Source organism: Pseudomonas sp. MWU15-20650, from assembly GCF_023242475.1.
Classification (GTDB): domain Bacteria; phylum Pseudomonadota; class Gammaproteobacteria; order Pseudomonadales; family Pseudomonadaceae; genus Aquipseudomonas.
This window is the reverse complement of the sequence record NZ_JALJFG010000029.1, coordinates 44,663-65,408: the sequence shown is the minus strand read 5'-3', so window position 1 is coordinate 65,408 and position 20,746 is coordinate 44,663. Positions and strand designations below refer to the sequence as shown.

At 60.2% G+C, this 20,746-nt stretch carries 18 protein-coding genes and 1 pseudogene; 5 read left to right on the top strand and 14 right to left on the bottom strand.

Features of this window, described 5'->3' with window-relative positions; genetic code table 11:
* Positions 1-92: 92 nt before the first annotated feature.
* Positions 93-1,679: a RimK family protein gene (locus tag M5B43_RS20000; RefSeq protein ID WP_248751729.1), complete on the top strand. Its 1,587-nt coding sequence runs from the start codon at positions 93-95 to the stop codon at positions 1,677-1,679.
* Positions 1,680-1,702: 23 nt separating this feature from the next.
* Here M5B43_RS20000 and map read toward each other — a convergent pair whose 3' ends face one another.
* Together map and M5B43_RS19990 are read right to left on the bottom strand one after the other, a co-directional pair.
* Positions 1,703-2,455 (bottom strand): type I methionyl aminopeptidase, encoded by a 753-nt coding sequence (gene map, locus M5B43_RS19995; RefSeq protein WP_248751728.1) that lies wholly within the window; start codon positions 2,453-2,455, stop codon positions 1,703-1,705.
* Positions 2,455-2,655: a ParD-like family protein gene (locus tag M5B43_RS19990; RefSeq protein ID WP_025855286.1), complete on the bottom strand. Its 201-nt coding sequence runs from the start codon at positions 2,653-2,655 to the stop codon at positions 2,455-2,457. The genes map and M5B43_RS19990 overlap by 1 nt, the downstream gene beginning before the upstream one ends.
* 272 nt (positions 2,656-2,927) lie before the next feature.
* Here M5B43_RS19990 and ilvA point away from each other — a divergent pair, with 272 nt between their 5' ends.
* Both ilvA and M5B43_RS19980 read left to right on the top strand, forming a co-directional pair.
* The gene (gene ilvA / locus M5B43_RS19985; RefSeq protein ID WP_248751727.1) at positions 2,928-3,950 is read left to right on the top strand and encodes a threonine ammonia-lyase, biosynthetic; all 1,023 of its coding nucleotides are present in this window, start codon (positions 2,928-2,930) and stop codon (positions 3,948-3,950) included.
* A gap of 244 nt (positions 3,951-4,194) precedes the next feature.
* The gene (locus M5B43_RS19980; protein ID WP_248751726.1) at positions 4,195-4,464 is read left to right on the top strand and encodes a DUF1652 domain-containing protein; all 270 of its coding nucleotides are present in this window, start codon (positions 4,195-4,197) and stop codon (positions 4,462-4,464) included.
* A 117-nt stretch (positions 4,465-4,581) separates the two neighbouring features.
* Here the strand turns inward: M5B43_RS19980 and M5B43_RS19975 are convergent, their stop codons facing one another.
* The 11 genes and pseudogenes from M5B43_RS19975 to M5B43_RS19925 form a co-directional block, all read right to left on the bottom strand.
* Complete coding sequence (locus M5B43_RS19975; RefSeq protein WP_248751725.1) at positions 4,582-4,851, bottom strand: DUF2790 domain-containing protein; 270 nt, start codon at positions 4,849-4,851, stop codon at positions 4,582-4,584.
* Between the two features lie 151 nt (positions 4,852-5,002).
* Positions 5,003-7,604, bottom strand: a pseudogene (locus tag M5B43_RS19970) (autotransporter outer membrane beta-barrel domain-containing protein).
* Between the two features lie 144 nt (positions 7,605-7,748).
* Positions 7,749-8,687: a carbohydrate kinase gene (locus M5B43_RS19965; protein ID WP_248751724.1), complete on the bottom strand. Its 939-nt coding sequence runs from the start codon at positions 8,685-8,687 to the stop codon at positions 7,749-7,751.
* Positions 8,688-8,699: 12 nt separating this feature from the next.
* Positions 8,700-10,181 (bottom strand): xylulokinase, encoded by a 1,482-nt coding sequence (xylB, locus tag M5B43_RS19960; protein ID WP_248751723.1) that lies wholly within the window; start codon positions 10,179-10,181, stop codon positions 8,700-8,702.
* 139 nt (positions 10,182-10,320) lie between these two features.
* Positions 10,321-11,802 (bottom strand): mannitol dehydrogenase family protein, encoded by a 1,482-nt coding sequence (locus M5B43_RS19955; RefSeq protein WP_248751722.1) that lies wholly within the window; start codon positions 11,800-11,802, stop codon positions 10,321-10,323.
* An 18-nt stretch (positions 11,803-11,820) separates the two neighbouring features.
* The gene (ugpC, locus tag M5B43_RS19950) at positions 11,821-12,924 is read right to left on the bottom strand and encodes a sn-glycerol-3-phosphate ABC transporter ATP-binding protein UgpC (RefSeq protein ID WP_248751721.1); all 1,104 of its coding nucleotides are present in this window, start codon (positions 12,922-12,924) and stop codon (positions 11,821-11,823) included.
* Positions 12,925-12,946: 22 nt separating this feature from the next.
* Positions 12,947-13,777: a carbohydrate ABC transporter permease gene (locus tag M5B43_RS19945; RefSeq protein WP_010567505.1), complete on the bottom strand. Its 831-nt coding sequence runs from the start codon at positions 13,775-13,777 to the stop codon at positions 12,947-12,949.
* Between the two features lie 10 nt (positions 13,778-13,787).
* Positions 13,788-14,678 carry a sugar ABC transporter permease gene (locus tag M5B43_RS19940; RefSeq protein WP_248751720.1) on the bottom strand — a complete coding sequence of 297 codons (891 nt, stop codon included), beginning with the start codon at positions 14,676-14,678 and terminating at the stop codon, positions 13,788-13,790.
* A 151-nt stretch (positions 14,679-14,829) separates the two neighbouring features.
* Positions 14,830-16,152, bottom strand: a complete 1,323-nt coding sequence (locus M5B43_RS19935) for a sugar ABC transporter substrate-binding protein (RefSeq protein WP_248751719.1) — start codon at positions 16,150-16,152, stop codon at positions 14,830-14,832.
* A 199-nt stretch (positions 16,153-16,351) separates the two neighbouring features.
* A complete protein-coding gene (locus M5B43_RS19930; protein ID WP_248751718.1) occupies positions 16,352-16,600 on the bottom strand; it encodes a DUF6124 family protein in 249 nt (82 codons plus the stop codon).
* Between the two features lie 325 nt (positions 16,601-16,925).
* Entirely contained in the window at positions 16,926-17,831 is a 906-nt protein-coding gene (locus tag M5B43_RS19925; protein WP_248751717.1) for an AraC family transcriptional regulator, read from the bottom strand.
* A 178-nt stretch (positions 17,832-18,009) separates the two neighbouring features.
* Here M5B43_RS19925 and M5B43_RS19920 point away from each other — a divergent pair, with 178 nt between their 5' ends.
* Positions 18,010-18,522 carry a GNAT family N-acetyltransferase gene (locus tag M5B43_RS19920; RefSeq protein WP_248751744.1) on the top strand — a complete coding sequence of 171 codons (513 nt, stop codon included), beginning with the start codon at positions 18,010-18,012 and terminating at the stop codon, positions 18,520-18,522.
* A gap of 86 nt (positions 18,523-18,608) precedes the next feature.
* On the opposite strand, the gene M5B43_RS19915 is transcribed toward M5B43_RS19920, so the two are convergent.
* On the bottom strand, positions 18,609-19,898 hold the full coding sequence (locus tag M5B43_RS19915) for a glycosyltransferase (protein ID WP_248751716.1): 1,290 nt from the start codon (positions 19,896-19,898) through the stop codon (positions 18,609-18,611).
* Between the two features lie 159 nt (positions 19,899-20,057).
* Here M5B43_RS19915 and tpx point away from each other — a divergent pair, with 159 nt between their 5' ends.
* Positions 20,058-20,558 (top strand): thiol peroxidase, encoded by a 501-nt coding sequence (gene tpx / locus M5B43_RS19910; RefSeq protein ID WP_248751715.1) that lies wholly within the window; start codon positions 20,058-20,060, stop codon positions 20,556-20,558.
* Positions 20,559-20,746: the final 188 nt, after the last annotated feature.

Sequence of the window (20,746 nt, the reverse complement as noted above, 5' to 3'; positions counted from 1 at the left end):
GACCGCCGTAAAAGTTGCGTAACGAAACGGGACTTCTCTAAAAGATCGTGCTTAATAGAAAAGGTCGAGTTCTCTAAAGCGGATCAACTATTATGTCGGCGGTACAAGGTCATTGGCGTCAAGTATCCGAGCAAAGCGTCGCGGCGACAATAACGTCCCACGGTTATTTTTCCGCTGCGCCCCGAAGTTCCAGCCCCGTCGTGATTATTGTGGAACGCAAGGAAGATTGGGCGTCTTACTTCCCTAGCGAAGACATCGTCACCGCCCAGGAATACCTGGAGCAGACCCGGGAAAACGAGACAGGCAAGCGTGTGCAGGTCATCAACCTGTGCCGCAGCTACAAGTACCTGGGGCACGGCTACTACTGTTCGCTGCTGGCCGAGGCGCGTGGGCACAAGGTGATTCCGTCGGTGCGGACCATCAGCGAGTTGGCCCGCAAATCCCTGTATGGCCTGGCCCTGGATGATTTGGATAAAACCCTTGATAAAGCCCTGAGTCATCATCTTTATAGCAATACCGAAGGCTTTACCTTGACGCTTTATTTCGGTCGAACCCCGATCGAGCCGTTACAGGAATTAGCGCGCCAGTTGTTTGAAGCATTCCCGTGTCCGATCTTGCTAGTTGATTTTAAACAGCATAACGGTTGGCATATCGAAGGGGTCAAGTCCGGCGTGCTGCACAAGTTGCGCGATGATCAGGAAGATCAATTTGCCAACGCCCTCGACAACTTCAGCCGCAAGATCTGGCGTCAACCCCGCTCGCGCCGGTTGGCCCGTTATGACCTGGCCATCCTTCACGACCCTCAAGAGCAACTGCCGCCGTCCAACCCCCGTGCCCTGGAAAATTTCGTCCGGGTCGGCAAGGGGCTGGGCATTGATGTGGAATTGATCGAGCGTAAGGACTACGCGCGTTTGGCCGAATACGATGCTTTGTTGATCCGCGAAACCACCAGCGTTGACAACCACACCTACCGTTTTGCCAAAAAAGCCGAAAGTGAAGGTCTGGTGGTGATGGACGACCCGGCGTCGATCCTGCGCTGCACCAACAAGGTCTACCTCACCGATTTGCTCAATAGCCACCAACTGGGCATGCCCGCCACTGAAATACTCTACAAGGAACGACCGGAAGATTTTGAACGGGTCGGCGAGCGCCTGGGCTTCCCGTTGGTATTGAAGATCCCCGATGGCTGCTTCTCACGCGGGGTGATCAAGGTCGAAAGCCAGGAGGCGTTACTCAAGGCCACGGCCGAACTGTTCGCGCATTCGGTGCTGCTGCTGGCCCAGGAATTCTTCTACACCGAATATGACTGGCGCATCGGCGTACTCAATCGCAAACCGATCTTTGCCTGCCAGTACTTCATGTCCAAGGGCCATTGGCAGATCTACAACCACAAGGCCATCGGCCAGGACATCAATGGCGAATGCCGTACCCTGGCGGTCCATGAAGCGCCCAGGGCCGTGGTGGAACTGGCGGTGAAGACCGCCAACCTGATCGGCGACGGCCTCTACGGCGTGGACCTCAAGCAGTCCGGCGACAAAGTGGTCGTCATTGAGGTTAACGATAACCCCAACCTGGACGCCGGTATCGAAGATGCCTACTTGCAGGACGACCTGTATGGCCTGGTGCTGGAGGAGTTTGTGCGGCGCCTGGAGTTGAAGCGTCAGGGCCAGGTCTGGTGAGTTGCGCTGATCCCGCACTGTGATCAAGCGGATTGCAGGGTAAGCACCTCAAACCCGTCCGCCGTCACCGCCACCGTGTGTTCCCACTGCGCCGACAGGCTGTTGTCCTTGGTCACCACCGTCCAGCCGTCTTTCAGGCTGCGCACCTTGGCGCTGCCCTGGTTGAGCATGGGTTCGATGGTAAACACCATGCCTTCGCGCAGTTCCAGCCCTGTGCCGGGGCGGCCAAAGTGCAGGATTTGCGGCTCTTCGTGCATCTGGCGGCCGATGCCGTGGCCGCAGTATTCGCGTACCACGCTGTAGCCGTTGGCTTGCGCATGGCTCTGGATTGCATGGCCGATGTCGCCCAGGCGGGCACCGGGCTTGACCTGGCGGATGCCGGCCCACATGGCTTCGAAGGTCATTTCCACCAGGCGTCGCGCTTTGGGCGCCACGCTGCCGATCATGTACATCTTGCTGGAGTCGGCAATGAAGCCGCCTTTTTCCAGGGTGATGTCGATGTTGATGATGTCGCCATCCTTGAGGATTTGCGTGGCACTGGGCATGCCGTGGCACACCACTTCATTGATCGAGGTATTGATGCAGAAGGGGTAGTCGTATTGCCCCAGGCTGGCCGGACGAGCATTGAGTTCCTTGCGGATGTAGTGCTCGACGGCGCTGTCCAGTTCCAGGGTGGAGCGGCCGGCGGCGACAAAGCCATCGAGCATCGTGAACACCTGGGCCAGCAGGCGCCCGGATTCACGCATCACGGCCAGTTGTGCGGCAGTCTTGATCATCAACTGCGCCCCCGGATCAGGTCGGGCTTGTCCAGCAACAACTTGTTGATCAGCTCGTTATAGGGCAGGTTCGGGTTGAGTTCAGCGAGCAGGCCGATCTTGATCCAGAACTCGGCCTGGGCGTTGATGGAGCGGTCCATGGCGGCGCTGGCCAGGCGTAGCTGTTCGTGCAGTTGGTCGGTGATCTTGACGATGCCCATGAGGTTCACTGTGATGGCTGGATATACAAAGCGTATACGTTTCGTATATCTATCGTAAACCCCCATCGACTAAATGGCGGCTTGCCATTGACGGCCCTGCAACCGGCGGTTAATTTCGTTGCATGACATTTCAAGCCTTCCGCAGCCAGCCAAGCATTATTACCGCCATTCCTCATTTGGCGGGATAGCACACGGCTGCACCCAAACCCGCCCTAGAGGCGGGTTTTGTTTTTCCGTCTCCCGGGCCCTTACAAGAACGCCAGGAGACACCCATGCGCCGTTGCCTCGCCCCTGACACCGCTGATTCGGGATTACTCGAGCACTATGTGAAAAAGATCCTTGCCGCCCCGGTCTACGACGTGGCGGTGCGCACGCCGTTGCAAATCGCCCCTGCGCTGTCGGCGTTGCTGGGCAACCAGGTGTTGCTCAAGCGTGAAGACCTGCAACCGACCTTTTCCTTCAAGATTCGCGGTGCCTACAACAAGCTGGTGCAACTGACGGATGAGCAAAAGGCCCGTGGCGTGGTGACCGCGTCAGCGGGCAACCATGCCCAGGGTGTGGCGCTGGCGGCGCGAGAGCTGGGGATCAAGGCCAGCATCGTCATGCCCTGCAGCACGCCCGAGCTGAAAGTGCTGGGCGTGCGTTCCCGGGGCGCCGACGCGGTGCTGCACGGTGAAAGCTTTCCGTTTGCCCTGGCCCATGCCCTGCAACTGGCCGAGCGTAGCGGTTGTACCTTTGTCTCTCCGTTCGATGACCCGGATGTGATTGCCGGCCAAGGCACGGTGGCCATGGAAATACTGCGCCAGCAACAGGGCGCGCTGGACGCGATCTTCGTGCCGGTGGGCGGCGGTGGCCTGATCGCCGGGATTGCGGCGTACGTCAAATACTTGCGGCCCGAGGTGCGCATCGTCGGGGTCGAGCCCGAGGGTTCCAGTTGCCTGCTGGCGGCCCTGCGTGCCGGTGAGCGCGTGGTGCTGCCCAGTGTCGATGGCTTCGCCGACGGCACCGCCGTGGCGCAGATCGGTGCCTATGGGTTTGAAATCTGCCGCGACTGGGTGGATGAAGTCATCACGGTGAGCAACGACGAGTTGTGCAGCGCCATCAAGCTGATCTACGACGATACGCGCTCCATCACCGAACCCTCCGGCGCGTTGGCGGTAGCGGGCATTCGCAACTATGTCGCCCAACATGGCGTGCAGGGCCAGACACTGGTGGCGGTTAATTCGGGGGCCAATATCAACTTTGATAGTTTGCGATATGTTGCTGAAAGAGTCGCCGCACAAGGCGCCGTTTAACCCCACTGGGTAAGTTAAACGTTTAATCGCACCCTTTCGCCGATGATTTAGACGGCATCAACAACTGCCGCTCCCGGTTATATAAACCGGCGGGCTGCTTATGAGGAAAGGTTACAACGAGACCGGGTTTTGCCGAGTAGGCTGGTAGGGGTAAGCGTCTTCCAGGATCGGCAAGACGTGGCAGGCAGGCGCCTGCCTGGCAAACAATAAACTGTTGGCAGTCTCATAAAAGGAGAGGTTGGCCATGCTTTCGGAATTAGAACTTCGCAGCATTATTGAAGGAAGTTTCCTGCCCCAGCGGTGCGAATGCACCAAGGCCGAAGATGCTTCGCTGACGATCAAGGTCTATGACGACCGTGACCGTGACCGGGTGGATTTGGAAGTCAAAGGTATCAAAGCCGAAAAACTCGACAGCAGTCGAGCCATTTGCAACCTGATCACCGGTATACGCGAAGACCTCAAGCACACCCATGCACCTGCTCTGCAAAGAGCGGGAGGGCGCGGTTATTACTAGCGGGTGCTTGAAGTTAAGTCACCGAAGACCTGTGGGCCTGGATAAACGCCAGGCCCAGTACGGTCTACTGCCAGGTCATTCGCTGATACGCGGGTTTGGCGGGTTTTTTCCAACGGCTCAGTTCTGAAAATCGCACGCCTCGGACATCTTCCGATAACCCACATCTTCGACCTTGCCGGCCTTGTCGACGAACTTGATATCGGCATTGATGACTTTGCAGACGTTGGTGTCGGTTTCGTGCATGGCAATCACTTTTTTAACGTTCATCGGCATGCCGTAGTGATAAGGCACTGGCTGGGTGGCCGCTGCCTGCGTGTCGGCCTGGGCCAGGCCCGAAACCGCCGCAAGGGCCAATGTGCTGGTGAGGAGCAAGGTACGTAAGGTCATGAGGGTTCTCCGCAAGTCGTTCGCTGGCCCATCCCTGTGATGAGCCAACGGCCGCACGGGCCCCGCAGGGCGGTGAGTGCGGTCAAGTTCACGATCGACCTGCGCGATTAACCATGGATTAATGCTGCCCTGGCTGACAAAACCTTCATCTTTACCAACTCACCCGCACGCCCGCGTTGCCGCTGATACCGCTCAGGGCGTTACCGTCCAGATGGGTGTTGTAGTCCGCCGCCAGATACACGCTGACCGAGGAGGACAAGCGCGCCACCACCCCGACGCCGAGATCGGCGGAGGACGACTTGTGGTCGGTCTTGATCCGGTCCACATCGTCATACGTCACCGTGTCACTGCCGCCGAAGGTGTGCCAGGCATTGGCCCGCAGGTAGGGCTCGACCGGGGTGTTGTTCACCAGGTAGCGGCCCTTGAGGCGCGCGCCGAGGCGGCCGGTCCAGTAATCCTGGGCGTCGAATGCAACCTTGGAAATACCATCGTTCTGGTTATCCAGGTCGATTTTCTGGCGGATCACCTGGGCCTGGGGTTCCACCACCCAGTGTTCGGAAAGGGTGACCGGATAGCCGACCTCCGCGGAGAGCGTCAGGGCGTGCCCCTGGGTATCCATCTTCACCCCACGTTCGGACGTGTTGTTGCCCTCCAGGCGGGTGCCCATGGCCACCAGGTCCACATATCGACCGCTGGGGTCGGTGAGCGTCCAGTAGGCGCCGACGTTATCACCGTCAAGTTTCACCCGCCCGGAACGGTTGTCCTGGAAGCCCATCGAGAACCCTTTGATATCCCCGCGCAAGCGGCTTTGGCCGACAAACAGGCCAAACCGTTGAATCTGCCCACCGCTGGTTTCGGCGGCGTAGAGGTCATGGCCGACCTGGTAGCCCTGGACCGTGCCGTCAAAACTCGGCGCCACCGTGCCCGACCAACTTTTGTTGAAGTCACTGCCATAGGCTCGGCCCCAACCGGCGGGCACCGCGCCGGTTTCGGTGAGCAGGCTTTGCTCGCCCTGGCGATCATGGAAGGTGCCGAGGGCTTGTAGCGTCATCACCTGCGCGGCGGGGATATCGACCGAATAGACCGGCACTTCCAGGCGATACAGCGGGATCGGCTCGGCGCCGGCCACGGCGGTCGGCAGCACCGGGTTGCTGGCGGCGGATTCCGGCGACGTGGTCGCGGTGACCTGGCTGGGCGGTGGCGCAGGCGGCTCCACCGGTGCCACCGCTTGCGCGGTGGGCGGCTCTACCGGCGGCTCATCGGGCGCGACCACCGGAAGCGTGGGCGGGATCGGCGGCACCGGCACCACCACGGGCGGTGTGGGTGGCACAGGCGGTACGGCGGGTGGCTGTACGGCCACCACCGATGAGCGCAAATACCAGTTGTTTTCCGTACCGGCTGTGACGCCGCCCTTGAACAGCAAGTATTCATAGGCGCCGGCCGAGACCGAGCCCTTCAAGGCGAATGCATCGGTGCTGCTGACGGCGCCGTTGAGCGCCTGCACCACTTCGATCCCACTGTTTTGGGTCAACCCACCGGCGCCGCCGAGGTTGGTCACGCTCAGTTGTGTGTGGCCGCTGAGGCTGCCGTCGGCCACCACCAGCTTGTCCGTGGCCGAGTTGTCGTCGCCGAGCACGGTTTGCAACCACAACTGGCCGTTATGACCCACGTAGTTGCCATGCACTGTCAGCGAGTCGGTGGCGCTGTTGCTGCCGGTGGTCATGTCGATGATCCCGGCATTGTTGAGTGTCGCCCGTTGGCCTGCGGTGTAGGGGCGAATATTGCCTTGGGTCACGGCCAGGGTACTGCTGCCGTCGATGTTGAACGTACCGGTGTTGCTGCCACTGTCGCCAAGGAAGAAGTCCCCGGCCAGGTTGAAGCGCGAGTGGTTATTGAGGTTGACCGTCTCCCAGCCGATGTAACGGGCCGCCGTGCTGGACGTGGTGTTGTCGAAGGTCAGTTGATCGTTGCCCAGGCCACCGTCGATCGAGGGCGTGGCGGCCAGCAGGTTTTCGTTCAGACCGCGCAGCAGCGCCGTGTCGTCGCCATCGCCCATCAGTACCGAGGATTTGATCTGGCCGCCACCCAGCCAATTGAAGGTGTCGTTGCCGACGCTGGCGCGGATCTCGCCATTGATCACCCCGCCACTCACGGTAATGCTGTCATCGCCACCGCTGGTGCTGATATTGCCGCCAATGGTGCCGCCGGAGATGATGATCGTGTCGGTATCAAAACCGGTGACCAGGTTGCCCAGGATGGTGCCGCCGGACATGTCATAGATATTCTTGTCCAGCTTCATGTCCACCCGGCCGATGGTGCCACCGGTTTGGCGCGCCACGTCGCCGTCTTCAAAGGCGCCGACGATCGTGCCGCCGGTCATCAGGAAGGTATCGCGGCCATCGCCCTGGGCCAGGGACTGGATTTGCCCGCCGGTCATGACAAAGTCATCGATGCCGGCGCCTTGTTGCACGGCGCCGTTGATTTGCCCGGAATCGATCCGTACGGCGTCGTCCCCGGCGCCAAAGGTGACATTGCCGTTGATGACTGCGGTGCCGCCAGCGGGGAGTGTCAGGCTGTTATTGCCGGAGAGATCGGTCAGGCCGTTACTGGTCACTGTTGCAAACGAACGTGTCGTTGCCGGGACTGGGGGTAAGTACACAAGCGGCATGTACCTGTTGAGGGGCGATGTACTGCAGTGAGAGAAGGCCGACAGCTAAAACGGCCCAGGTCGATGAAGCGCTGGGCTTTTGCATGGGTCTGTCCTACGTTTGTTGTAATAACTGCTCCTGGATTGGGTGTAGCACAGTTTGTCGGCGTTGCAATATTTTCGTACAGGCTACGCAGGCCACGGAATACGTGGCCTGCGTGATGGCACCGTGTTTTTTTGCGTGGCGGGTTCAGTCCAGTTGATGACGGTACGGCAAGTCTGGGCCGGTCTTGCCACAGGTCAATGCTGCGGCGCGGATGGCGAAGCCAAGCATGCTGTCGATTTGCTCGCGGCTGAGCTGCTGCAGGCCGGCCACCGAGTCCAGTTGGTGTTCCGTCAGCCAGGCAATCAGTGCCGCCTGGAAGGTATCACCGGCCCCGACCGTATCGGCCATCACCACCTGGACCGCAGGTTGCGACCAGGTGCCATGCTGGCGACTGAATACCGACGCGCCTTTGCCGCCACGGGTGAGGAACACCAACTGGCAGCGGTGTTGCAGCCAGCCTTGCAGTACGCTTTCCGGTGACTGGTCGGGGTAGAGCAGGTGCAGGTCTTCATCGCTGACCTTGATCAGGTCGGCGTAGCGCACCAGTTGCGCCACGCGGTCGCGCCACTGCTCGATATCCGGCTGCGGGTTGAGGCGCACGTTGGGATCAAGGCTGATCAGGCGCCGGCCGCTTTCGCGTTGGACCAGGTTCAGGAGGGTGTCGCCAATCGGCTGCACCACCAGCGAGAACGAGCCGATGTGCAGCCCGCGGATCTCATCGCCCAGGGACGGCAAATGCGCCACTTGCAATTGGCGGTCGGCGCAGCCTTCGCCTCGGAAGCTGTACTGCGGTGATCCGTTGGCGCCCACGGCGACCATCGCCAGGGTGGTCGGGGCTTGGAACTCCACCAGGAACTGAGGGCTGACGCCCTCGTCCTTGAGCACTTGCAGCAAGCGGCGCCCCAGGTAATCGGTGGACACGCCGGCAAAGAACCCGGACTCAATACCCAGGCGGCGCAGGCCGACCGCGACATTGAACGGCGAGCCACCGGCAATCGCCTTGTAATTGAGCTTGGCGGCGTGCCCGCTGGCATCCTCCTCGCTGAAAAAATCAAACAGTGCTTCACCACACACCAGATACATAGTTGCTCGCTCTTAAAGGGTTGCCACGAGGTGCTGATAGCGCTCGTAGGCATGTTGATAGGCACTGACACGGTCGGCCACCGGCAAGGTGCGACTGTTCGGATCGACGCTCACACATTTGTCGCACAGGCTGGCCAGGCTTTCGCCGGACTGGCACCAGGCCGCCTGGATCGCCGCGCCCAGGGCGGCGGCTTCGCTTTGTTCGGTACAGACCACTTCGGTGTGCATGATATCGGCGACGATCTGCCGCCACACCTGGCTTTTCGAGCCGCCGCCGATCAGGCGGATACTCTGGCCCTGCAGCCCGGTCTGGCGCAGCAGGTCGAGGCCGTAACGCAGGCCGAAAGTGGTGCCTTCGACGGCCGCGCGGCACAGGTTGGCGCGGGTCAGGTTGGTCATGGTCAGGCCATGCAGGCTGCCGGTGGCGTGGGGCAGGGCGGGGACGCGCTCGCCATTGAGGAACGGCAGCATGCTCACGCCGTCGGCCCCTATCGGCGCCTGCTCGACCAGGGTGTTGAACCCGGGCAGGTCCAGTTCGAAGAGTTCGCGAATCACCCCGGTAACGTTGGTCAGGTTCATGGTGCAGATCAGCGGCAGCCAACCGCCACTCGACGAGCAAAAGGTCGCCACTGACGCCTGTGGGCTCACGTTGGGCTGCTCGGCAAACGCATAGACCGTCCCCGATGAACCCAGGCTCATGGTGATCACGCCGGGGGCGATGTTACCGGTGCCGATGGCGCCCATCATGTTGTCGCCACCGCCGCTGGACACGACGGCATGGGGGTTGATACCCAGGCGTTCGGCGATGGCCGGCAGGAGGGTGCCCACGGGCTGGTCGGCCTCGATCAGCTCGGGCACGGCCGCTTCCAGGCGGCCACTGGCGTCGATGTGCCTGAGCAGCGCCCTGTCCCATTGACGGTTGCGCACGTCGAAATAACCGCTGCCCGAAGCGTCGCCGTACTCGGCGCAGGCACGCCCGGTGAGCCAGTAGTTGAGGTAGTCGTGGGGCAGCAGGACGTGGGCGATACGCGCGAAGAGGTCCGGGTGTTGCTCGCGGGTCCAGAGCAATTTGGACACGGTGTAGCCCGGCGCAATCGCTACGCCCAGGCGTTCCAGGGAACCGCTTTCGCCGCCCAGCTCGTGCAGCAGGCGGTCATTCTCAGGGGTGGTCTCGGTGTCGCACCACAGCTTGGCCGGGCGCAGTACCTGGCCGTGTTCATCCAGCAGGACCAGGCCATGTTGTTGGCCGGACACGCCGACGCCAAGGATGTCCTGGCCATCCACCCCGGCCTGTTGCAGGGCGCGGTGGGTGGCTTCGCTGAAGGCGTCCAGCCATTGCTGGGGGTGTTGTTCGCGGCGGCCATTGGCGCCGCTGATCAGCGTGTGCGCAGCGGCACCCAGGCCCAGCACCTTGCCGCTGGACGCGTCGAGGACGATGGCCTTGGTGCCCTGGGTGCCGCAGTCGATACCGAGGTAGAGGTTTTGCTGGGTCATGAGAAGGTGCTCAGCAGTATTATTCTTGGAGTGTGAACCCGGTCCAATGTGGGAGGGGGCTTGCTCCCGATAGCAGTGTGTCAGCTTGCACATCTGTATCTGACCGACCGCTATCGGGAGCAGGCCCCCTCCCACCTGTTTAATCCGGTTTGTTCAGGAGGTTTTGCAGTGTGGCTGTGACGCCTTTGTCGCGCAGGCTTTCATAGCAACGCTCGAACGCTGCCACAAACTCAGGCGACTTGGGAATAGCCGTGCCAAAAATCTCCTCAACCCCCAGCAGCCGCTGGCTGATCAGCGCGTCATCGCTCACCAGGCCCTGGCAGAATGCCGCCCGTGGATCGGGGATCGTGTAGCTCACGCCATTTTCATCCACGCCCTTCAAATACAGGGCCCAGGCGGCCACCACCAGCGCTGCGCGCTCGGTCTCACGGCCATCGGCAATCAGGCGATTGATCGTCGGCACGGTGAACTTGGGAAACTTCGATGACCCATCGGAACACACGCGCTCCAACTGATCGGCAATCGCCTGGTTGGAAAAGCGCTCCACCAGGGTCTGCTTGTACACCGTCAGGTCGATACCCGGCACCGGCGCCAGGTTGGGCGTGACGTCCAGGTCCATATACGCGCGCATATAGGCCACGAACAGCGGATCGTTCAGGGTCTCGTGGACAAACCGATAGCCCTTGAGAAAGCCCAGGTAAGTCAGGGCCAGGTGGCTGCCGTTGAGCAAGCCGATTTTCATTTCTTCATAAGGCGTCACGTCATCGGTGAACTGCACGCCGACCTTTTCCCAGGCCGGGCGGCCATTGACGAAGGTATCTTCCAGCACCCATTGCACAAACGGCTCGCACACCACCGGCCAGGCATCGTCGATCCCATGATCGTCGTGCAATTGCAGGCGGTGGGCGGTGCTGGTCATCGGGGTTATGCGGTCGACCATGGCGTTCGGGAAGCTGACATTGGCCTTGATCCAGTCATGCAGTTCAGCGTTGTGCAGGGCGGCAAACGCCAGTAGCGCCTTGCGCGTGACCGCGCCATTGTGCGGCAGGTTATCGCAGGACATCACCGTGAAGGCCGGAATGCCGGCTGCACGGCGCAGGGTCAGCGCCGCGCAGATAAAACCGAACACGGTTTTGGGTGCTTTCGGGTGCGCCAGGTCGTGCTGGATCTGCGGCAGGTGGGCCATGAACTCGCCGTTGCTGTCGTCGATGCAGTAACCGCCTTCGGTGATGGTCAGCGAGACGATGCGAATCTGCGGGCTGGCCAGTTTGTCGATCAGCGCCTGGGCACCGTCTTCGGCCAGCAGCATGTCGCTGATCGAACCGATCACACGCACTTCGGTGTCGTCTGTATCGCCCAGTTCGTACAGGGTGAACAGGTAGTCCTGGCCGGCCAGGTCGTCGCGGGCCTTGCGGTCCTCGGCCCGCAGGCCGACACCGCAGATGCTCCAGTCCAGGCCCTCGCCGGTGTTCATCAAGGCGTCGGTGTAATACGCCTGGTGCGCACGGTGGAAACCGCCGACGCCAATGTGGGCGATGCCCTGGCGTGTATCGGCCATTGCGTAGGCCGGTATCTTCACTTCCGGTGCCAGTTGCTCGAGGTTGTGTTTATTCAGTTTCATCTAAAGATACTCGCGAAATCAGGCGGCTGCGCGCAGTGGGCGGGCCACGGCTCGGCCTTCGGTGTCGAACAGATGGCAGTGCGCCGGGTCCAGGTGAAGGTGCAACGTTTCGCCGTACTGGCTGGCCATGTCGCCGCGAATCCGCAGGGTCAACGGCTCGCCATTGGTGGTGACGACGTGGCAGAAGGTGTCGCTGCCCAGCCGCTCGCCGACGTCGGCGGTGACGGTCAAGGTGGTTTGCCCAGGCGCGGCGATTTCCAGGTGTTCCGGACGAATGCCCAGGGTCACTTCGCTGCCCACGCTCAAGGTGGCACCGCTCAGCGGCAGGCTGATCAGGGTGCCGGCGTCCAGTTGCACGTCACAGCCTTGGCCGTCGACGCGGGTGACGTTGCCCTTGAGGAAACCCATTTTCGGCGTGCCGAGAAAGCCTGCCACAAACAGGTTGGCCGGCTGATGGTACAGCTCCAGCGGCGAGCCGACCTGCTCGATGCGGCCACTGTTGAGCACCACCACCTTGTCGGCCAAGGTCATGGCCTCGACTTGATCGTGGGTCACGTAGATCATGGTTGCTTGCAGTTCTTTGTGCAGGCGCGCCAGTTCCAGGCGCATCTGCACGCGCAGGGCGGCGTCGAGGTTGGACAGCGGTTCGTCGAACAGGAAGATCTTCGGGTTGCGCACAATGGCACGCCCGATCGCCACACGTTGGCGCTGGCCGCCGGACAGTTGCTTGGGCTTGCGCTCCAGCAACGGGCCCAACTCGAGGATGCGCGCCGCTTCGCTGACTTTGCTTTCCACCCGCTTTTTGTCGACACCGGCCAGGTCCAGGGCAAACGACATGTTCTTGCGTACGCTCATGTGCGGGTACAGGGCGTAGGTCTGGAACACCATCGCCAGGTCACGCTTGGCCGGGGTCACTTCGGTGATGTCGCGGCCATCGAGTTCGATGGTGCCGTCGGTGACTTCTTCAAGGCCCGCGATCAGGCGCAGCAGGGTGGATTTACCGCACCCCGACGGGCCGACGAAGACCACGAATTCTTTGTCGTGCACTTCCAGGTCGATGCCCTTGATGATGGAGAAACCTTCGAAGCCTTTTTGCAGATTCTTGATTTTCAGGTTGGCCATGATGGGCCTCCTTTTCGAATTATTATTTGACGGCGCCAAAGGACAAACCACGCACCAGCTGTTTCTGGCTGATCCAGCCAAAAATCAGGATCGGCGCGCAGGCCAGGGTCGAGACGGCGGACAACTTGGCCCAGAACAAGCCTTCGGGGCTGGAGTACGAAGCGATCAGCGCGGTCAGCGGTGCGGCGTTGGAGGAGGTCAGGTTCAGCGACCAGAACGCCTCGTTCCAGCACAGGATCAGCGACAGCAACACGGTCGAGGCCAGGCCGCCCTTGGCGATCGGCAGCAGCACGCGGACCATTTCCTGCCACAGGGTGGCGCCATCCAGGCGCGCGGCTTCGAGGATGTCCTTGGGGATGTCCTTGAAGTAGGTGTAAACCATCCACACCACAATCGGCAGGTTGATCAGGGTGTAGATGATGATCAGCGCAATGCGCGTGTCCAACAGGCCGAAGCTCTTGGCCAGCAGGTAGATCGGCATCAGCACGCCCACCGGCGGCAGCATCTTGGTGGAGAGCATCCACAACAGCGTGCCCTTGGTGCGCTGGGTTTCGTAGAACGCCATGGAGTAGGCGGCCGGCACCGAGATCAGCAGGCACAAGGCGGTGGCGCTGAACGAGATCACCACCGAGTTCCAGGCATAGCTGAAGTAGTTGCTGCGCTCGTTGATGTGCAGGTAGTTCTCCAGCGTCGGCGTGAAGATGAATTGCGGCGGCGTGGCGAACGCGTCGATTTCGGTCTTGAAGCTGGTCAGCACCATCCAGAAGATCGGGAAGAAAATCAGGATCGCGATGGCCCAGGCCAAAGTACCGAGCAACAGGCTTTGCAGGCGACGGGATTGTTGAAGCGTCATGGCGCGGCCCTCAAGGTTTGTCAGTCAGGTTTTTGCCGATCATCCGCACCAGGATGATCGCCGCGATATTGGCGATGACCACGGCAATCAAGCCGCCGGCCGAGGCCATGCCCACGTCGAACTGCACCAGCGCCTGGTTGTAGATCAGGTAGGCGAGGTTGGTCGAGGCGTAGCCCGGGCCACCGTTGGTGGTGGTGAAAATTTCGGCGAACACCGAGAGCAGGAAGATCGTCTCGATCATCACCACCACCGCAATCGGACGGGCCAGGTGCGGCAGGGTCAGGTGCCAGAAGATCGCGATGGCGCCGGCACCGTCCAGGCGCGCGGCTTCCTTCTGCTCCTGGTCGAGGGACTGCATGGCGGTCATCAGCAACAGGATCGCGAAGGGCAGCCATTGCCACGACACAATGATGATGATCGACAGCAGCGGGTAATGGGCCAGCCAGTCCACCGGCTCAGCGCCGAAGAGCTTCCACACGGCGGCGAGAATCCCCGACACCGGGTGGAAAATCAGGTTCTTCCAGATCAGTGCACCGACGGTGGGCATGATGAAGAACGGCGAAATCAACATCACCCGCACCACACCGCGACCCAAGAATTCACTGGCCTCCAGCAGGGCACTGATCAGCACGCCGAACACCACGCTGATCAGCAGCACGCTGCCCACCAGCAGCAGGGTATTGGTGGCGCCAGGCAGGAAGCCCGAGTCGGTGATGAAGTAGGTGAAGTTCTCCAGCCCCACGAATTGGTTTTCGCCGGGGTAGAGCAGGTTGTAGCGGATCAGCGAAAAGTACAGGGTCATGCCCAGCGGCACGATCATCCACAGCAGCAGCAAAGCCACCGAGGGGCTGACGAGGAACCAGCCGGGGTTGGCCAGGCGGTTTTTGGCGGGTGTATTCATTAGGATCAAGACCAGTCAGATACGAATCGGAGCGCGATCAGTGTGGGAGGGGGCTGGCTCCCGATAGCGGTGTATCAGTCACACAATCATCAACTGGTAGATCGCTATCGGGAGCAAGCCCCCTCCCACATTTGACGGTGGTGAGGCTGGCTTATTTGGGGTAACCGGCCCGCTTCATTTCGCGCTCAGTGGTGGTCTGCGCGGCGGCCAAGGCTTGATCCACCGTTTGCTGACCGGTCAACGCCCCCGAGAAGAACTTGCCGACCTGGGTACCAATCGCCTGGAACTCAGGAATGGTCACCAGCTGGATACCGATATAGGGCACAGGCTTGAGGGTTGGCTTGGTCGGGTCGGCGACTTTCAGCGATTCGAGGGTCACCTTGGCGAACGGCGCGGCCTTCATGTACTCGTCGCTGTAGGTCGACTTGCGCGTACCGGGCGGTACGTTGGCGATGCCGTCGGTCTTGGCGACCAACTGGCTGTATTCCTTGGACGTCGCCCAACTGGTGAACACCTTGGCGGCGTCCTTGGCTTTTGAGCTGGTGGGGATCGCCAGGCTCCAGGAGTACAACCACGACGTGCCTTTGTCGGTTTTCTCGTGAGGTGCGAAGGTAAAGCCGACATGGTCGGAGACCTTGCTTTGGGTCTTGTCGGTAACGAACGAGCCGGCCACGCTGGCGTCCACCCAGATTGCGCACTTGCCGCTGTTGAACAGCGCCAGGTTTTCGTTGAAACCGTTGCTGGAAGCACCCGGCGGGCCGGATTTTTTCATGTTGTCGACGTAGAAGTTCAACGCGTCCTTCCACTCGGGGCCGTTGAATTCAGGTTGCCATTTTTCATCGAACCAGCGCGCACCGTAGCCGTTGGCCAGGGTGGTGATCAGCGCCATGTTCTCGCCCCAACCGGCTTTGCCACGCAGGCACAGGCCGTATTGCTCTTTGCTCTTGTCGGTGAGTTTTGCCGCAAATTCGCCGATCTGGGTCCAGGTCGGGTGCTCGGGCATGCTCAGCCCGGCGTCCTTGAACAGGTCGGTGCGGTAATAGGTGATCGAGCTTTCGGCGTAGAAGGGCAGGGCGTACAGCGAACCCTTGACGGACAAACCGTCACGTACAGAAGGGAAAACATCATCGAGGTCGTAGGAAGCCGGCAGGTCTTTCATCGGCTCCAGCCACCCTTTGGCGCCCCACAGTGCGGCTTCGTACATGCCGATGGTCAACACATCGAACTGTCCGCCTTGGGTGGCGATGTCGGTGGTCAGGCGCTGGCGCAGTACGTTTTCTTCCAGCACCACCCAGTTCAACTTGATCTCCGGGTGCTCGGCTTCGAAGGTTTTCGAGAGCTTTTGCATGCGGATCATGTCGCTGTTGTTGACGGTGGCAATGGTCAGGGTTTGCGCGCCAAGGCTGACGGCGCTGAGGGTCATGCATGCAGTCATGCAGGAACAGGCAAGCAGAGCTTTTGCTGTGAACTTCATCGCGCACTCCATTTCCGCGCCCAGGGGGCTACAGAAGGACGGTTATTGTTGTTGTGTCTTCCTGCAACGAGTCAGGAAGAGTGTGCGTCGATTACAGCCTTGAAATGGGGTTGTGACAAATCCTTGGGCGCACGCTCACTGATACTTTTTTGCACTCGATGATCGTCCCCGTGGTGCGTGGGGACGATCGATGCCGTATTTAACGCTCGATATCAGCCAGTACCCGCTCAGCCAACAAGCGAGACACCTCGATCAACTGGGCAATACCCAGGGCGCCTTCGCGCCGCGAGCCGTCGAGATCAAAGGCGAAATCGCAGGTGAGGGCGTGGGCAGAGGCGAGTGATTCGCTGAGGTTGACCAGCAGGTCTTGGGTGGAGATGCCGTCTTTTACGGTGAACAGCACGCTGGGTGCTGGATCGATTGGCGGATTTTGGGTGGGTTTGATCATGGTGAAACTCCTGACTTAAGTGGAGCTGCCACCCTTTCGCCGCGACGCCATTAGGTGGTAGCTGTACGCAGGTTCGCGGACCGGAATCAGGAAACCGGCATACCCGAAGGTATCCCGCGCACAGCCACCATGAAGCCGCACAGTAGACGATAAAAAAACGCCGACTAAAAGCGGAAATGGCACTTTGCATCTGATTAAACCGGGCCGCGACGCCCGACCGCTGCGTGTGCAGCGGTGTACGGAGACTAGAGATTGAGTGTCTTAGGGACAACCTCAAAACCTTGTAAGACGTTTCTGTTTCCCGACACCCGCCGAACGATCAACCTCAAGCCAAATTCTGCTCTGTCAACCGCTGCACCGCCAACCGCCGATAGTGAGACGGCGTCATACCCTTAAGCTGCTGAAAACGCCGATTGAAGTTGGAAATGTTATTGAACCCCGACTCAAAGCACACATCGGTCACGGCCTTGTCGCCATCGGCCAGCAGTTCGCAGGACTTGCTGATCCGCAGCCGATTGACGAATTCAATAAAAGTCCTCCCGGTAGCCTGCTTGAACACACGGGAGAAGTACGTCGGCTTCATCCCCAGGTATTCGGCTACTTCTTCCAGCGACAACTCGCGCGCGTAGTGGGCAAAGATGTAGTCCACCGCACGGTTGGTGCGGTCGATGCTGTGTTCGTCGGCTTGCTGCGGCGTGGTGACGCCGGAGAGCAGTTGGTAGTCCTCACAGGCGCTCAATACGTCCAGCAAGATAAAGAAGTGCCCCAGGCGCGCCATGCCCTGGGCGTCCTCGATGCGTTGCATCAGGGTCACGGCTTGGGCGATGGTTTTTTTGCAGCGGAATTCGATGCCGTACTGCGCACGCTCAAGCAACGGCGCCAGGCTCTTGAGTTCGGCGAAGATGTGGCTGCCATGTTCGAACAGTTCATCGGTGAAATTCACCAACATGTCACGCTTGGGCACCACCTCGTCTTCCTCCACCTGGCTGATCCAGTTGTGAGGCAGGTTGGGGCCGGTGAGGAACAGGCTTTCGGGATAGAAGTTGCCGATGTAGTCGCCGATAAACACCTTGCCGGAGCTGGCGACGATCAGGTGCAACTCGTATTCCTTGTGGAAATGCCAGCGTACCAGCGGGCAAGGGAAGCCGTGCTGGCGATAGATGATGGACAGGCCGTTGTGATCGTCCATCAACTCGTAGGAAGGGTCGGTGATGCGCGTTGCTCGGGTCATGCTGCCGTCGCTTTATTGTGGTTGCTGCGTAGGATAATGCCTCCTTGCGCGCGGCCCTGCCAGCGGCAAGCGTCGAAGGATGTATCGGTTGCGAAAGGGTATCGTCATATTCAGTCGTTAAGGTGACGCGTGCAGAGCACGTGGTATTTGAAAACGATCACCCATGCAGGTTTTGTTGATGATTCGTGATGCGCTACCCAAGGATGCCAAGAGCATCGCCAACGTTCATGTCCGCAGCTGGCAGCAAGCGTATCTCACGCTGATGCCGGCTGAGTTTCTTGCCTCGCTGACCGCGACATTACCCAAACGTGAAGCTTATTGGGCTCATGCGATTGAAAGCAAAGAGTCTGACGTTTTAGTCGCAGAGGTGGATGCAAAGGTGATTGGTTGGATTTCAGTTGGCCCTTGCCGTGATGAAGATAAGCCTGAAGCAGAATCAGGAGAGGTCATGGCTATCTACGTTTTGGCTGAATACTGGAGCAAGGGTATAGGCGCCCAATTGTGGGCGTCAGGTTTGAAGCGTTTGGTTGATCAAGGTTACAAGGCGATTACCTTGTGGGTTTTAGCTGAAAACGAAAGAGCTGTGCGCTTCTATCTGGGCCTCGGCGGGAGGGAAGAGCCTGGCAGCCGTCGCACGCTCGTCCGTGGCGGGGTGTCTCTGGATGAGGTGAGGTACGTTTGGCAGCATTGAGGTTCAGGGAGGCCCGATCTCAGCTTGCCGCGCAGCGACGGCAAGTCTGAATCACGATTTTCATGTTCTTTACGCTGCTCGATTCCCTAAAGGTTGCGGTTTTTCGCCTCGATCCACTGGGACATGTACTGCGTACTTTTATGGGCGTGGTGACGCAGCATGCTGCCGGTGAAGTTGTCCCGGCGATGGGCGGCGAGATGGCGGCGGCACTGTTGCAGGCATTCCACCAACGCGAGTCCGTGGTGGCGCTGGTCATAGCGCCGGGCCAGGAGCTGGCGGCCGTCTTCCTGGGCCTGGGTCCAACGCACGCGGTCCTGGTAGAGGCTCACGGCGGCGCGGGCCAGGGCCGCAGCATCCTGTTCGATTACACCCGGCCACGGCTGGTCGTCCCCCATGGCTTCGGCACCGATGGGCGTGGTGATATTCGGTGTGCCGCATAACATTGCATCCGCCAACTTACCCTTGATCCCTGCACCGAAGCGCAACGGTGCCAGGCAGATGCGCGCGGCCGTCATCACTTGCAGGGCATCTTCGGCCCAGTTCATCACATGAAAACCCTGCGCCGGGTTGTGCAGGGCAGTCGCTTTTGGCGGGGTGTAGGCGCCGTAGATATGCAACTGGGCCCCTGGTAATTGCTGGCGGATCAGCGGCCACAGGCTGTTCTTCATCCACAGCACCGCATCCCAATTGGGCGCATGACGGAAGTTGCCGATACTGAGGAAGTGCGCGCGGTCTTCAAAGGGCGCAAAGGCAGCGGTGGGCGGCTCTAGCATCAGCGGGCACCAGTGGAGCAGGGCGGCGGGGACCTTGAAGTGCTCGGTGAGCAGGCGGATTTCCACGTCGGAGATCATCAGGCTGATGTCACAGCGGTAAATCGCGGCAATTTCGCGTTTGGCCAGGTCGGTGTCGGCCATGCGCTGGAACTCGTCCTCCAGCGCTGGCGCGAACAGCGCGCTGAAGTCGTCGCTGTCGGGGCTGGCTTTCACCTGCTCCTTGAAACGCTGATGGCGCGCGTCCCGCAGGCTTTGCAGGTCGGAGGTCTCCAGTACGCGCAGGGCGTCGGGGCAGCATTTTTCGACACGCCAGCCGAATTGCTCTTCCATCATGAAACGGTCGAACAGCACGATATCCGGGGCCAGTTCGCGGATAAAGTCGTCGAAGCTGCTGTTATTCAGTTCAATGGCGCGTTCGGCGATGCCGAGTGCGGGCAAGTCGGCCTTGTGTTCGCCGATGGTCGCTGGGCTGCTGAAGGTAATGTCCCAACCTTGCGTAAGAAAACTCTCAAGGATCTGCATCATATGCCCGCCCGCGGCCGAGGAGCGGGGCTCTGGCCAGACGTAACCAATGACCAGAACTTTGGTGGCAGGCTGATTCATCGACGACGGTTTCCTTGAAGGGCAGGCGAAAAGCGCGCAATTAAACCACAACCTGGCGACATGACAATTTGTGTCTGGCGGTAGGTAGCATCGGCACTTTGTGGTTAACTTCGGCCTCTCGAATTCGTTTAACCAAAAACCAGCATAAGGATTCCGTTCATGGCTCAAGTCACCCTCAAAGGCAACCCGGTCCAGGTTGAAGGCGAACTGCCGAAAGTCGGCGCCAAAGCCGCAGATTTCACCCTGACCGCCGGCGACCTGTCCGACGCCACCCTGGCCACCTTTGCCGGCAAGCGCAAAGTGCTGAACATCTTCCCAAGCGTTGATACCCCAACCTGCGCCACTTCCGTGCGCAAGTTCAATGCCCAGGCCAACGATGTGGCCAACACCGTGGTGCTGTGCATCTCCACCGACCTGCCATTCGCCCAAGCGCGCTTCTGTGGTTCCGAAGGCCTGGAAAACGTTAAGAACCTGTCGGATTTCCGCAACGCCGACTTCGCCGTTGACTATGGTGTTTCCATCGCCGACGGCCCGCTCAAAGGCCTGACCGCTCGCGCTGTCGTGGTACTGGACGAAAACGACAATGTGCTGCACAGCGAGTTGGTCAAGGAAATCGCTGAAGAGCCAAACTACGATGCGGCCCTGGCTGTTTTGAAGTAACTGTTTCTGCGCATTACTGTCGTTTGGCAGTAACACGCGTGATGCATGATTGCGGCCTGGCCTAGTCCAGGCCGTTTTTATTTGAGCGTCAGCAGCTTAGCGAAATAGCGAACGGACTAAGGCCAGAAGTTAAAAGTTGTAAGTCCAAGGTAAATAGCCGGTAAAGGCGCTTTTCTTAAATCGCCCCA